The organism is Pseudochrobactrum kiredjianiae (assembly GCF_030362795.1).
Taxonomy (GTDB): domain Bacteria; phylum Pseudomonadota; class Alphaproteobacteria; order Rhizobiales; family Rhizobiaceae; genus Pseudochrobactrum; species Pseudochrobactrum kiredjianiae.
The window spans coordinates 238,066-252,727 of sequence record NZ_JAUCBM010000006.1; the positions used below are offsets into that span (position 1 = coordinate 238,066).

Consider the following 14,662-nt stretch of genomic DNA (forward strand, 5'->3'; position numbering starts at 1 on the left):
GCATGGATTTAATTGTTGACCGTTTAAACCAGGTTATAGAAAACAAGGACTTCCGGTTATTACAAAATAGGTATTCTAGCAGTAGGAGAAGGGTTCCCTTTCGTGCGGTAAAAATGATCAATACCGTTCTGGAGTGGATATGGGCGCGCTTCTATTCTCGTTTTTTGTAGCCACCATTATTGTAGGCATCATTGCCTGGATCGCGATGGCTTTTAATAAAAGCGCAGAGAACTATCTGGAGCAGCGTATTCGAGGAATTGAGGATTTCTCCGCTGATATCGTCTTCAAATCCGGCTCATGCGACAACGCCATAGCCATAGATAAACAAAACAAGATGATTGCCGTAGTGCTGGATGCCGTCAAAACGCACTCTAAGGCATATAATCCGATTGTTTACCCTTTCGACAATCTAATCGCTGTTGAGATCGTCAAAAATGATATGAGCATTACGAAAACCAACCGTGGCAGCCAAGCGGCCGGTGCAGCTATAGGTGGCGCTCTATTAGGGCCAGCAGGTTTACTGCTGGGTGGATTATCTGGCTCTAAACGCCATGAGAGCAAAATTACCAATCTATCCCTCAAACTCTACACCAATGATTTAGACCTACCTGTTCACCAAATCTATTTTTTCGACGGCGGCACCAACGGTGTCGATGCTTCAAGTATTGAATCAATCGTGAGCGAAATGGATCAATGGTATGGCAGGTTACGAGCGATCATTGAGAACAAGCACGAAAAAACACCCACACAAATTCCTTCAGAGCAACCTTCGGTCGACCAAAAGACGACGACGACTAAGTCAGCTACAGAGACAATTGAAGACGCTGAAGAAGAGTTTTTTAGGCGTAAGATGATGGAGCGTGGGTTCAGCGTTTCTCAGCTTACACAGCTCCAATCCAGCACAACATCACAACATAAGGCATCTGATCAAAATCATACGAATGGAATTTACTTTAAAGCGATTGGCATTGCGTCAGTCGCGTTAGTATCTTTTTGGTATTTTGTTTACCCAGGGCCTCAAAACAGAGAGGCAGAGCGTATTAAAGTTGCTGAAATTGCTCGCGTCAAAGAAGAAAATAAAGCCGCCGAGGCTAAAGCCCAAGCTGTAGAATATGCCAAGCAGCAAGCCGCGCTCGAAGCGAATATTAAGGCTGCAGATGAGACAGCTATTCAAGCGCTGGTTACCGAGTGCCGTCTGAAACTTGACGAAATGCTCAATATGAAGCCCTTCGCAATCTATTTTCCGAGTTACCATCCCAATAGATTGCAGGAGCTCGGGAACCTTGCAGCTGTCACAGGCATAAAGATTGGACGTCCCAGCGCTGCACTGGAAGATGACGAGTTTAATCTTACTCAGTGGAACATCAAGGAAATTACGAAGCAGGAATATCCCAGCCGTAAGATCAACATTGTCGTTGAGGGCATTAACGCAGGCTTTTCAAACAGGCCTTACGCTGCGATCTATCAATGCAATATGCGCGGAATGGAAATAAGCGAACCTCGTCAAGATAAGTTCTATTTCCTAGATTAACAAATATAAATGAAATACGAAACTGTTTCGTATTTCAGCATTAGGCTACTTAGCGGGCGCAGCGTCATTTTACACACGCAAGGAATAGCCCTTCATGATCAGAACGATCATTTCCTGCTCCGTGCGCACGAGAACTTGGTTCCTCGCATGGTGCTTTCGTTGCCATGCTTTAAATCACCAAGAACAAAGCAGCCATTTTGAAGCTTTGGATATTGCTTTATTCCAGTTTTCGGGGCGAGGCGATAAACTCGCATTATTGAACTACCGCCGAGTGTTTCTATACGTTTATTCTGAGCAACTACCAAATCAATCCATCAATTGATATATACGCCATGCGATGGCATAAGCGTTTTCAATAACGCTGAAGCAGACACAAAAACAGATAGTCGGAGCATCGTGGAAAATATTAGTAATATCGAGAAACGGCTTTGGAGTTCTGCTGACACGCTGCGTGCGAACTCCAATTTTGCCAGTAATGAATACTTCATGCCCGTTATGGGACTAATCTTTCTACGTCATGCGTATTCCAGGTTTCTAAAGGTTCGGTATGAGATCATCCCGAACCTCCCCAGCCGTGGCGGTGTAGTTCGAGAGTTAACAAAGGAAGATTTCTCACGCCGTGGGTCTATCTATCTGCGACCTGAGGCTCAGTTCGACACGCTGGTTGGTCTGCCGGACGGTGAAAGTGCCGCTACAGCCTTGATCACAGCGATGGAAAGCATTGAAGCCGACTATGAGACATTGAAGGGCCTGCTGCCGAAACAGGAATATGCAGAGCTTGACGATGATGTGCTGCGCCAGGTGTTGCGCATCTTCAACGATCCAGCATTGCAAAAGGCAGACGGCGATGTTTTCGGTCGCATCTACGAATACTTTCTCACGCAGTTTGCTGACCAAAAAGCTCATGACAACGGTGAATTCTTCACGCCTGTCAGCATCGTTGAAACCATCGTCAACGTTATTGAGCCTACACGCGGCAAGGTTATCGATCCAGCTTGCGGCTCAGGCGGCATGTTCGTTCAGTCGGCGCATTTCGTTGAGGCCATGAAAGCCAACCCCAACGAGGTGTTGACCTTCTATGGGATGGAAAAGAACCCCACGACTATTCGTTTGGCTAAAATGAATCTAGCGGTTCATGGCCTGGATGGCGATATAGAGAAGGCAATCAGCTATTACGAAGATCCGCACCAGGACCAAGGCCCTTTTGATTATGTGATGGCGAACCCGCCATTCAACGTGGATGAAATCGACGCGGAGAAGATGAAGGACGATAAACGTCTGTCTTTCGGTCTGCCTGGCGTCAATAAAGCAGGCAAAGTATCAAACGGCAACTATGTCTGGATGTCGTTCTTCCACTCCTACCTATCGTCGCGTGGGCGCGCCGGTATCGTTATGTCGTCGCAGACCTCCTCTGCCGGAGGAAAAGAGGCAGATGTCCGTCAGGCGCTAGTAAAGACCGGTGATGTAGACATCATGATCGCCATTCGTGGTAATTTCTTTTACACACGCACCGTGCCTTGCGAATTGTGGTTTTTCGACAAGGCCAAGCCCGAACATCTGCATGACAAAGTGCTGATGATCGATGCACGTCATGTGTTCCGCAAGGTGACGCGTAAGGTCTATGACTTCTCACCAGAGCAGATGCGCAATCTCACGGCTATAACCTGGCTCTATCGCGGACAATCAGAGCGGTTTACTGCTCTTGTGCAGGATTATCTGGAAACGGCACGGACAGAGGCTGCGAGGGCAGATTTCACAGGACTGCGCGACGCTGTGGATGAAGCTGTGGCATTTTTTGTGCACCATCTCGGCGCGGAGGCCCCCACCGAAGCCGCTCAGCGCTTGCACGCCGATTGCGACGCTTTCGCCAGTGCTGCGGTAAACCTGGTCGCGCCCCCTGCCGAGATTGTCGCTTTGAATGACCGGCTGACGGTAATGCAACCGCTTGGTGATAAGGCAAAGGCACTGATCAAGGAAATCGACGTGCTAACGAAGCTGCTGCAAAAGGCGCAAGACGCGCTGGTGGCCAAAGGCGAAAAGCTGATCGAGGCCCAGGCCAACGAGGCTGCCACCAAGCGTGTAACGATTGAGATGCGTAAAATCGCATCCGAGGGCAAGAAACTGCTAGCGGCGATGGTTGAGGCACGAGTGGCATTGACGGGCGATCCGGCAGCGCAACTGACGGTGACCGGCAGCCTGAAGCGATTCCGTTATTTTGAAAGCCAGGCTCACTGGTTGCTTTCGCGTTTTCCTGAAGGCGTGCTTTGCGATGTGCAAGGGCTAGTCAAGCTTGTAGACCACAATGAACTGGCAAAGAACGACTACAGCTTGACACCTGGGCGATATGTTGGCGTGGCACCCGAAGTGGAGGACGACGAATTCGACTTTGAAGAGACGTTACGCGAAATTCATCTGGAACTAGACGGCTTGAACTCCGAGGCAGCAGAACTCGCCGAGGTGATCGCGAAGAATTTTGAAGAGTTGCTGTGATGAGTTGGACTGATTGTGAACTCGGCGATGTGGTTACCCTCAAACGTGGACACGACCTACCGAACGACCGCCGCGTTGAAGGCGACATCCCGGTCGTCTCCTCTTCTGGTATCACTGGCTGGCACAATGAGGCAAAAGCGGAACCGCCAGGTGTTGTAACCGGACGATATGGCACGATAGGCGAGGTCTTTTATCTCGATCGACCGTATTGGCCATTGAATACCGCCCTCTATGCAATTGACTTTCATGGGAATAGCCCGAAGTTCATCGCTTACTTTCTCCGTAACCAACTGAAGAACTATCAGAGCGAGAAGGCCGCTGTGCCGGGCGTTGACAGGAACGTCCTGCATAAAATTAAAGTGCGCTGCCCTGATCCGCAGTCGCAGGACCGAATAGTTTCGATCCTATCGGCCTATGACGACCTAATCGAGAACAACCGGCGTAGAATTGCGTTGCTGGAACAGGCGGCGCGGCTGCTGTATCGCGAATGGTTTGTCCACCTCCGCTTTCCAGGTCATGAGACGGTAAAGATCATTGATGGTCTACCGGAGGGGTGGCAACGGCAAAAAGTTCGAGACTTACTCCAAGCTTTGAAAGCCAAGCCCAAGATACGAAAAGATGAATATCAAAGAGCCGGTCGGTATCCCTGTATTGATCAAGGCCAAACCTTTATTGGCGGTTATACTGACAACACAGATGCCATCTACCGCGACGAACTACCTCTCATCGTATTCGGCGATCACACTAGATCCCTGAAGTTTGTTAACTTTCCATTTGCGCGAGGCGCTGACGGAACACAAATCATCAAGTCAAACAGTAACCTTCTATCACAGGAACAATTCTATTTTGCGTTGATGGAGGTTGATCTATCGAACTACTTCTATGCTCGACACTTCAAATTTCTAAAGGACCAGGAAATCGTTATCCCCAATGAAAGCACTGGGGCTAAATTCACTCTGATCACACAGAGCATATTTAGCCAAATTGATGTGCTTAATAGGCAGGTATTCGAAGCCACTCGAGCCCGTGATCTTCTGCTTCCACGTCTTATGGATGGACGCATTCTAGTTTAAAGGTTAGTGATTACCCATGAACGATTTTACCGAAGATCAACTTGTTCAGCAAACAATGGCCGACTATCTCGCAGCCGAACATGGCTGGCGTGTCGTCATGACTTGGAACAAAGAGATCTTCGGCCCAGAGGGCACACTAGGCAGAAAGTCCGATAAGGATGTAGTGCTGACTCGCTATCTGTCTGAAGCGTTGCTTCGTTTGAACCCGGGCTTACCGGAAGATGCTTATGTCCAAGCGCTGCGCGAGGTCACCGACATTTTCGGCTCGCAATCTCTTCTACACATCAATCAGGATAAATATGCACTGATCCGCGATGGTGTGCGAGTGAAGTTTCGCCAGAACGGCGAGCAGCGAACAGAGCGGCTACGGGTGTTCGATTTCGATAATGCTGAGAACAATGACTTCCTCGCTGTGCGCGAACTGTGGGTGCGCGGCTATGCCCACCGACGGCGTGCTGATATAGTGGGGTTCGTCAATGGTCTACCATTGATGTTCTGCGAGCTTAAGCGCCCAGATAAAGACCTGAAACGCGCCTATGCCGAAAACCTGTCCGACTACAAGGACGCAGTTCCGCACCTGTTTCACTTCAACGCCTTTGTCATCCTCGGCAACGGCAACTTGGCTAAGTTAGGCTCGATCGGCGCGGATTACGATCACTTCTCGGACTGGCTAAAGCTGGATGAGTCTGAGCGGCGCGACGAGATGCTCCCGATGGAAGCACTTCTACGCGTGGTCTGTGACAAACAGCGTTTCATGGACCTGTTCGAGAACTTCATCTTGTTTGCCGATACCGCGAATGGTCCGGTGAAAATTCTTGCAAAGAACCATCAGTTTCTCGGCGTCAACCGTGCGGTTGAGGCAGTTGCCAACCGGCAAGCTCTGGACGGAAAACTGGGCGTGTTCTGGCACACACAGGGGTCCGGCAAGTCCTTTTCGATGGCACTGTTCACCCAGAAAGTTCATCGTAAACTGGGTGGTGATTATACATTTCTGGTGCTGACCGACCGGACAGACCTGGACAACCAAATTTACAAGACCTTCGCTAGCGTCGGACTGGCCAACAACGACAAAGACCCCTGCAGAGCCGGATCAGCGCAGGAGCTAAGGGACCTGCTCGGCCAGCAGAAAAAGGTGATCTTCGGTATGATCCAGAAGTTCACTGATGATCAGGCTAAAGGTGGCGCTTATTCAGGCCGAGACAACATCATTGTAATGACAGACGAAGCGCATCGCTCGCAATATGGCACACTGGCGCTGAACATGCGCAAAGCGCTGCCCAAGGCGGCATTCATCGGCTTCACTGGAACCCCGCTGTTTTCCAACGATCAAATCACCAAACAGGTCTTTGGTGCTTATCTTTCGACTTATGACTTCCAAGATGCCATCGAGGACGGTGCAACGCTACCGCTTTACTACGACGCACGCGGTGACAAATTGCAACTAACAGGCGGTGACCTGAATGAAAAGCTTGCCCAAGCTATTGCTGATACAGAGATCGACGATCCGGATGTTGCAGCGAAGCTCTCAGATGATCTGAAGCGTGAATATCATGTGGTGACTGCCGAGCCTCGCCTTCGTCATATTGCCAGAGATTTCACCTGGCACTTTTCCTCGAACTGGGAAAGTGGCAAAGCGATGTTCGTCGCCATCGACAAGATCACTGCCGTGCGGATGTATAATTTCATCTCCGATGCTTGGCAGGCGCGGATCACAGAGCTGGAAAAAGGTCTGGCAAATATTTCCGACGATCAGGAGCGTGTGATCCGTATCCAGCAGATAGCCTGGATGCGAAAAACCGAGATGGCTGTTGTCGTCAGCGACGAGCAGAATGAGATCAAGAAATTCAAGGACTGGGGTCTCGACATTATCCCCCATCGCAAGCGGATGAAGGACGGCTTTGTCATTAGTGAGGTCGTTGGCGGTCGCGAGATTGAAAAGCGTCTGGATGTAGAAACTGCCTTCAAGCGTGAAGACCATCCATTCCGGATCGTAATCGTTTGCGCCATGTGGCTGACTGGCTTTGACGTGCCGTCATTATCTACACTCTACCTGGATAAACCGCTACAGGCGCATACCTTAATGCAGGCAATCGCCAGGGCGAACCGGGTCAAGGAAGGCAAGAATAACGGCCTAATCGTTGATTATTGTGGTATTCTGAAGAACCTTCGTAAAGCATTGGCCACGTTTGCAGGGCACACAGGCGGCAAGGGTCCTCTAGGCGAAGGTGGCGACGAGCCAGTCATCGATCCGCTCGCCCCTCAAGAAGCGCTACTGGGAGAACTTGCGGAGGCTATATATATCGTCCGCGAAGGGCTGCAAGCCGATGGTTTTGCGCTTGAACAACTGCACAGTGCGACTGGATTTGATAAGCTCAAGGTGTTGAAGGATGCCAAGGAACTGATCAATATAAATGATGAGACTCGCAAGCGCTTTGAGATTTCTGCCCGAGCTGTGTTCAGGAAATACAAATCCTGTCTAACCTTCCAGGATGTGGAGCGATACAAGCCGGACTTTCAGGCCATAAATTATATCTACAGCTCTCTTCAAGAAGACAAGCTGGCCGCCGACACATCCGCCATCATTCAGAAGCTGAACGCCATCGTTGGCGAAGCCATCAATATTCGCCCAGATAGTTCTGATGACAAGATCTTCGATATATCAAAGGTGAATTTTGACCTGCTTCGCCGTGAATTTGCGAAGAGCGAACGCAAAGCCAGTGATGTCCAGGACCTTCGCACCGTTCTTCAGGAGAGGCTCGCAAAGATGCTGGCCGCTAATCCCACCCTTGAAGATTTTCAGGTTCGTTTCGGCCAGATCATCAATGAGTATAACAAGGAAAAAGATAAGAACACGATTGAAGCCACCTTCGAAGCGTTGATGAGAATTGCAGCAGACCTTGAGGAAGAGGCTCAGAGTCATGTGGCGCTGGGGCTGACACAAGAACAGAAGCCGATCTTCGACCTGCTTTTACGTGAAGACCTCTCAAAGGAAGAGATCCGGCAGATCAAGGCCGTCTCTGTCGTAGTGCTCAAAGCTATTCAACAGCGTATCGAAGAGGTTCAGGACCTGTTTGAGAAACAGAGCACTCGCGACGATTTACGGCAGCAGATCTATGACCTGCTTTACGACGACAAGACCGGGCTACCAGTCTCAAAATATAACGAAATAGATTTAGATGAGAAGACGGACGTTCTATTTCAGCATTTCATGCATAGCTTCAGGCCGAACGTTAATGCAGGATATACGATGATGCAGTGAGCCGCGCCGAACGGGTTTGGCTTACTCGTTTTATCGCATTTTATGCCCAAAAGGCATTACGATCTTCGAGCTACATTTAGCACTATGTATAGAGATGTATATGGAGTTTAATTTTCCTCTGGGCCATATTTGACAGCCAGACATTGATTCATGTTACGAAGCACTATCAGAAGGTGAATTCACAGGTGTCCATTGAGTCTAAATGAGCCAGTAGGTCGGGTTGTAAAGATTTTTATTACAGGCAAGGATCCACGTAGTCTTCGAACAGTAGAACTCGACAACTGGACGGGCATTGCCATCACAGGGCAACCAGAATTTTTCAAGAAAGCACTTGAGGACGAAGTTCTCAGTCGATCTTGCGTTTACCTGCTGATCAGATCAAGGGCTGATGATGATCTACCTGAAATTTATTGCGGTGAAAGTGACGACTTCTCTCAGCGATACACGAATAGTAAGTTTCCAATCGAGTTCGATACATTTCTGATCTTTACGAGCAAGGATGACAATCTAACACGAGCCCACGTCAAGTGGCTTGAACGTGAACTCTGGTCCATCCTGAAAGGTAATAGCGGGAAGGCTTTGGTTGCAAACACCAATAAGCCTACCGGTTCTAACCTACCTCGCGGAGATGTCGCGACGATGCAGACATACCTCAGCAACATGATCTATGTGCTTGAGGCGTTGGGATATGATCTGTTTTCCGTTCAGGAGCGCACATCAGCTTCCCCATCCTCTGCCAGGCCTCTTGAAGAGGCTATAACTGATGGTCATGATCTTTCACTCAACCTGTATTCAACTTTGCCCCGTCGCCCGGAGGACCGTGCATTTCTACAGTATGTGAATGGAGCCTATACGCTGATGTCTGGTTCTAAGATCAATGCCAGGATAACGGATAGCCTTCCGACGAATGTCAGAAAACTTCGACAGCAGTTGATCGATGACGGTGAGCTTGTCGGACGAGGTGAGTTTCTTGAGCTAATGCGAGACATACCATTCTCGAAACCTTCTCCAGCATCTGCACTTGTTAAAGGGAGAAGCTCGACCGGCTACATGGACTGGGTCAGAGAGACCGATAATAAGCCTCTTGGCACCATCCTCGGGATTGCGGCTTCAGGCACTTTATCCGACGATCCGGCACAGTGAGGGCACATACGGCGTATAAGCGCTACTATTGTATTTACCTGGACATAAACCAGAGAATATTAGCAACCCGTGTCATGTAGCACTATTGAGACCTGGCAGAGCGGTCAACCCGCACTCGAAATGCGGCGTGGGGGCAACTCCATCGTGGGTTCGAATCCCACCCTCTCCGCCAGTTAATTCCATTAAATCAATTAGTCGATTAGAGATCGCTTATTTTGGTCGATTCCAACACCGCTGCTAATTACCACATCCTGATCAAGAGCCACGCTTGCGGCGCTTTGGGTCGAGTCAATGCGGCTCTATTCGCCACAACTCGGCTGACGTCACTTCTCGAATTACCTCAATAGTGTCCACATACATCTTAGAATCGAACTTTGACCAGCCGTAGCTTTATTGCTTACGCCAGAATTCAGCGTGACCTCAAACATCGCCATTTGCCAAACCTTTAGCACGAAAGGCGAGGTGAAATCTGTTGGAGCTTTCATACCAATCACCGGATGCGTATTAGTAGCAACAATTGGGGAAGGTCTTGATATTCCAAAGGATGTCGGTAGCACGGCCGCAGGCATTGGCCGATCTTGGTATGATGGAATGTCAGTCATTATAGACATGCCATCTGCCAGTGATCTAGCGGAACTAAATAATTTTCTATTTGGAACTGAACCAAGACCACATTTTAGAACTGAAATAGCTGCTGCAATTAAAGCTCTAAAATCTTATCCGGCACGTGAAGTTGTTTGAAATACTGCGACAGTATATATGCGCGTTTGTGTACATATGAGCGTTTGTGAGTTTTATAAAAAAAAACGCCAGTTTGAACGGATTTCGCCGACCTATCCCCTGAATCAAATCGATGTTGCACGACCCTGGCTATGATACAAATCGCGTTCGACGTGAAACTTGCTTTGCGGTTTCAAGCGCAGCAACATTCAACTGATGACAGGTGCCAACATGACTATAGTCTGGCTTGTATTGTTTCTAAATACACCGAAATTATTGTAAAATTTACAGTTAAAACAAGCTGATTTAGCTGTCGTTTTGGTATTGTCAAGAACTTGCCTGACTCTCGCGGATTGCCTGAGAGGGAGACAAAAATTTCTTGTATTGCCAATTATCCGCTCGTATTTGAATGCTCTCTGCACCTTGATGCAGTGTATTTTTGAATAAAGCGAGGTTCCAGGATGACAGCTACTTTTTCACCGTATGCCGGCGGGTGCATGTCGGCCATAAACGGAACATATTATCAGTTCCACTTGGTATCACTCATGGTGCGAATACACGCTATCGCATCCATAGGATCGCTTTTATATGCAAAAATTAGAGCAAAAGGCCTACCCGGCTGCTCAAGCCACTCTGGCTAAACTCTCATCAATTCACGTAACGATTACTTCTGTTCTTGACGGATCCATTGAAGGGGAAGTCTGGGCAGATAGTCATACAGATCCTAAAATCGTCATAGCTATCAATGGTAGCAGCTATTTTCTGGCCGGAAATCCAGGTATTTCACTGCAAACCGCGAATAAAATCAAAGACATCATTCCGGACTGGGCTTACATTTTTGCTGAAGAGTGTTGGTTTCCGCATTTCGCCAAAATCTGGGGCAATCAATTTGCCATACCGCATCCTCGCATTAGGATGGGATATGTTACAGGAAATACTCTGCCGGAATTATATCTACCATCGACAAAGTTTGAGATAGTCCCGATTGATCAAGCCCTGTTCAGCCAAGCCCCAGAAAACATTGAGTTGCTGGAGGAGAAGGCAGAAGGGTGGGTCTCACTAAATGTCTTCTTTGAAAAAGCAGTTGGCTTTTGCGCTTTATATCAAGGAAAGATCGTCAGTCATTGCCTGACGGATAGCGTTTCCGGCGTGCGCTGTGAAATCGGAGTAGAAACGGATCCCGATTTTCAACGTATGGGATTGGGGCGTGCAGTGTCATCTGCAACACTTGCAGAATGCTTCAGGCGCGGTGTTCAGGATATTGAATGGCATAGTCACGCTTCAAACAAGGGTTCTCGGGCAATTGGTAAAGCAATTGGCCTTACTGAACTGGATCGTCACATCGCTTATAGTTGCAGCCTTCCGGCCGAAAACATCGGCGATCTGACAAGTGAAACGTGTTTGAAGCTTGCTTTACACTTTGAAAAAGCAAGTCAGGTTATTAACTGGTGTCACTTTCACGCTTCAGGTGCACGTGCACTCGCAGGTGATCGGGAACGCGCCCTTGAAAATATTCGACTCCTAATCGAAAGCGACTGGGAGGGTGAAGCTGAATGGCTTGAAAGATTCTGGGCTTTACGAACATTGGCCGATGATCCAGACTTTCATATGTTGCTCCAACGCAAACGCGAAATGGAAACCAACTAAAATTTGAGACTTTGACGCATCCAAAAAATGCGTCAAAGCATCAAAAGCCTTTGGCACATTGTGGCCAGAATTTGCTCAAGAAATTTGCACAGTCAGCGTAAGTGGAATTTCTGCCTGACTTCGGCTTAGATGCCTGGAACAGGAGATACGATGACGAGGCGACCGCGCCGAAACCACAGCCCGGCTTTCAAGACAAAGGTGGCGCTTGCCGCGATTAGATGTGAGCAAGCGCTGGTGAGATTATCCCAGCATTTTGATGGCACGCCAACCAGATCAAACAGTGGAAAGACCAGCTCTTTGAGGGGCGACAATCGTTTTCCGCGATAAAGCGAAGACGGAAGCGGCAGCTCCAACCGTTGATATCAAAACGCTTCACGCCAAGATCGGCGAGTTGACACTGCAAAACGATTTTTTTAGCCGGAGCGCTCAGCAAGACGGGATTACTGGGCAGAAAACAATAATCGACCACTCACAGAAACTATAGGTCGCCCGTGAGGCGAAGCTTCTCGGCTTTCAGCCATAGCAGGGTCTATTATCTGCCTCGTCCGGTGTCTCACGACAATTTGGCCCTGATGCGGGGGACCAACAAACTGCATCTTGACTACCCGTATGCCGGAAGCCGGATGTTGCAGGGGCTTTTGAGAAGCGAAGGGCTAGCAACTGGGCGGCTGCACGTCTCCACGTGATGAAGAAGATGGGCATTGAGGCAATCTATAGTTGCCCGACTACCTCAAAACCAGCACCAGGGCTCAAAATCTATCCCTATCTCCTGCGCAAGCTGGCAGTCGTCCAGCCAAACCAAGTCTGGGCTATGGACCTGATATATATCCCTATAACTCGCGACTTCGTCTATCTCTGCGCCGTTGTGGACTGGTTCAGTCGGTGGGTTTCTTGCGGCTGTCGATCACGATGGAGGCTGCTTTCTGCATAGAAGCGGTCGAGCAAGCGCTCGCCCGTTATAGCAAACCTAAATCTTCAACCCAGATCAGAGATCGCAATTCACCTCTATCGACTTCACAGCGGTGCTGAAAAAGGTCAAAATCGCCATATCGATGGATGGCAAGGGCGCGTGGCGGCACAGCGTCTTCGCTGAACGACTCTAGCGGTCAATCAAATACGAAGGAGCCTACCTCCATGCCTACAAGACCATGTCCGATGCCCGCGTCGGCATTGTCCGATATCTGACCTTTTACGATAGTCGACGCCCACATTCATCGCTTGACTGGCAGAAGCCGGATCGGGCTTAGTTCAACGCGCTAGCGCCAATGATCGTGGTGGCATAATCGACGCAGATGTCCACTTAGCGAAACGTCCAGAACTGTTTGGACAACCCGAACCATCTCTTTCATCTCTGATTATCAAGTAAATTTTCGACAGGCCGAATAGATGCTAAATAAATATAATATTGCTTATTTATACAACATATGACCCTGTGTCTGCGTCGCGCTTATGCGCCGTTCTTCTATCAACATCATGGTCAATACCGTGATGGGCAAACGGATCAATTTACGCTCGAGGGGCATACTGCTTTTTGGGATTTAATGTACTTTTCTGGTTATCGCTCACCGCCATATCCACGACGTTTCCAATCTTGAAGGGGCATAATATCCGGCAATCCGCCACCTGCTTCATACCAGGAATCAACAGCCCAACTTTGCCCCGCGTTATCTTTAATCACGGCAGTCCAATGCGGATAGCGACCATCGATGAACGAACCGCGCGTCATTCGTCGGGCTGGCGAATGGTATTTTAGCCAGCCACGTGATTGCAAGTAGCGCAGGAAACTATCCGTATTTTTCGATTCATCAACGCAGTCCATCTGCCCTTTAATACGAGCCTTACCGAATTGCATCTTTGGCTTGTCGCGCACACCGATAAATGCAGTGCTACGCTCTTCGAATATTGCAATAGCTGCCCGTAATGCGTTTCTTTCGTCAGCTGCACTTCGACTGGCTTTTTGTAACAGATTACGGATACGGATTTCATCTTTTGAGTTGAGCGTAACTTTGGTTCGATAATAGCAATCATAACCGTGGCAAACGCTGAAGGTCTGCGCTGAAGCTAGGTCTACCGGCAATATGAGACTTACAAAAACAGCAGCACTCAATATTCTAATCAATTTCGCACTCCTCGTGTTTGCAGCCCATTACAAGCATCATTTTATCAATAAAAATCAATCAGACTACTCATCATCGTAGAGGTACTGATCATGTGGAAAAGTGGATATTATTTTCCACTCCCCTCCTCAGTTATTTGATTTGCTTTTATTGATTGAACGTCGAAGAGGGCTTTGCATATCTGGCAGGGTGTTTGTGTATTTTTTGGGATTTTGGTTACGTGGTCAGGATTTGAGTTTTTGTGTCCCACTTCGTGGGCTCGGCCTCTTTGTGGGCCCCTGACTTAGGTTCTTCTCTATGACCCATGACAAAAAAATACCCGCTTGAAAGCAGGTTTATTTTTTGGTTGCGGGGGCAGGATTTGAACCTGCGGCCTTCAGGTTATGAGCCTGACGAGCTACCGGGCTGCTCCACCCCGCGCCAAGCAATGAGCTTTTTGCTCTTTGCTTTTTACACTGAAGATCATTACTTCAGTGTTTAACACCCCAAATGGGTAAATTATTTGGGGGAATTGTTATTGTTTTTATTGATTGTGAGATTTTGTTTTCTGTGCCTTTTGCAGACCTGGCAGCGACCTACTCTCCCGTGTCTTAAGACAAAGTACCATCGGCGCTGGAGCGTTTCACGGCCGAGTTCGGAATGGGATCGGGTGCAGCCGCTCCGCCATAACCACCAGGTCAGC

Annotated in this window: 8 protein-coding genes, 1 tRNA gene, 1 rRNA gene and 1 pseudogene; 8 read left to right on the top strand and 3 right to left on the bottom strand. The window is 48.7% G+C overall.

The window, feature by feature from the left end; translation table 11 throughout:
• The first annotated feature begins 139 nt into the window (after window positions 1-139).
• The 8 genes and pseudogenes from QUF18_RS13810 to QUF18_RS13845 all read left to right on the top strand — a co-directional run bounded on the left by QUF18_RS13810 (window position 140) and on the right by QUF18_RS13845 (window position 13,110).
• Window positions 140-1,531 carry a hypothetical protein gene (locus QUF18_RS13810; RefSeq protein ID WP_289387801.1) on the top strand — a complete coding sequence of 464 codons (1,392 nt, stop codon included), beginning with the start codon at window positions 140-142 and terminating at the stop codon, window positions 1,529-1,531.
• 396 nt (window positions 1,532-1,927) lie between these two features.
• Complete coding sequence (locus QUF18_RS13815; RefSeq protein ID WP_289387802.1) at window positions 1,928-4,021, top strand: class I SAM-dependent DNA methyltransferase; 2,094 nt, start codon at window positions 1,928-1,930, stop codon at window positions 4,019-4,021.
• On the top strand, window positions 4,021-5,094 hold the full coding sequence (locus QUF18_RS13820) for a restriction endonuclease subunit S (RefSeq protein WP_289387803.1): 1,074 nt from the start codon (window positions 4,021-4,023) through the stop codon (window positions 5,092-5,094). Before QUF18_RS13815 ends, QUF18_RS13820 begins: the two co-directional genes overlap by 1 nt.
• Before the next feature lie 16 nt (window positions 5,095-5,110).
• Window positions 5,111-8,353, top strand: a complete 3,243-nt coding sequence (locus QUF18_RS13825) for a type I restriction endonuclease subunit R (RefSeq protein WP_289387804.1) — start codon at window positions 5,111-5,113, stop codon at window positions 8,351-8,353.
• 192 nt (window positions 8,354-8,545) lie between these two features.
• Window positions 8,546-9,496, top strand: a complete 951-nt coding sequence (locus QUF18_RS13830) for a DUF4357 domain-containing protein (RefSeq protein WP_289387805.1) — start codon at window positions 8,546-8,548, stop codon at window positions 9,494-9,496.
• A gap of 414 nt (window positions 9,497-9,910) precedes the next feature.
• Window positions 9,911-10,237 carry a hypothetical protein gene (locus QUF18_RS13835; RefSeq protein WP_289387806.1) on the top strand — a complete coding sequence of 109 codons (327 nt, stop codon included), beginning with the start codon at window positions 9,911-9,913 and terminating at the stop codon, window positions 10,235-10,237.
• A 567-nt stretch (window positions 10,238-10,804) separates the two neighbouring features.
• A complete protein-coding gene (locus tag QUF18_RS13840; RefSeq protein ID WP_289387807.1) occupies window positions 10,805-11,863 on the top strand; it encodes a GNAT family N-acetyltransferase in 1,059 nt (352 codons plus the stop codon).
• 150 nt (window positions 11,864-12,013) lie between these two features.
• Window positions 12,014-13,110, top strand: a pseudogene (locus QUF18_RS13845) (IS3 family transposase).
• A 308-nt stretch (window positions 13,111-13,418) separates the two neighbouring features.
• Here the strand turns inward: QUF18_RS13845 and QUF18_RS13850 are convergent.
• The 3 genes from QUF18_RS13850 to rrf all read right to left on the bottom strand — a co-directional run bounded on the left by QUF18_RS13850 (window position 13,419) and on the right by rrf (window position 14,657).
• Window positions 13,419-13,982, bottom strand: a complete 564-nt coding sequence (locus QUF18_RS13850) for a hypothetical protein (RefSeq protein ID WP_289387808.1) — start codon at window positions 13,980-13,982, stop codon at window positions 13,419-13,421.
• Between the two features lie 341 nt (window positions 13,983-14,323).
• Window positions 14,324-14,400, bottom strand: a tRNA-Met gene (locus QUF18_RS13855).
• 142 nt (window positions 14,401-14,542) lie between these two features.
• Window positions 14,543-14,657: ribosomal RNA gene (gene rrf, locus QUF18_RS13860) — 5S ribosomal RNA — on the bottom strand.
• Window positions 14,658-14,662 lie beyond the last annotated feature (5 nt).

Excerpts from the sequence above, each read along its gene's own strand:
- QUF18_RS13810 (WP_289387801.1), top strand. The coding sequence starts at position 140 with ATGGGCGCGCTTCTATTCTCGTTTTTTGTAGCCACCATTATTGTAGGC.
- QUF18_RS13840 (WP_289387807.1), top strand. The coding sequence starts at position 10,805 with ATGCAAAAATTAGAGCAAAAGGCCTACCCGGCTGCTCAAGCCACTCTG.
- QUF18_RS13825 (WP_289387804.1), top strand. The coding sequence starts at position 5,111 with ATGAACGATTTTACCGAAGATCAACTTGTTCAGCAAACAATGGCCGAC.
- QUF18_RS13820 (WP_289387803.1), top strand. The coding sequence starts at position 4,021 with ATGAGTTGGACTGATTGTGAACTCGGCGATGTGGTTACCCTCAAACGT.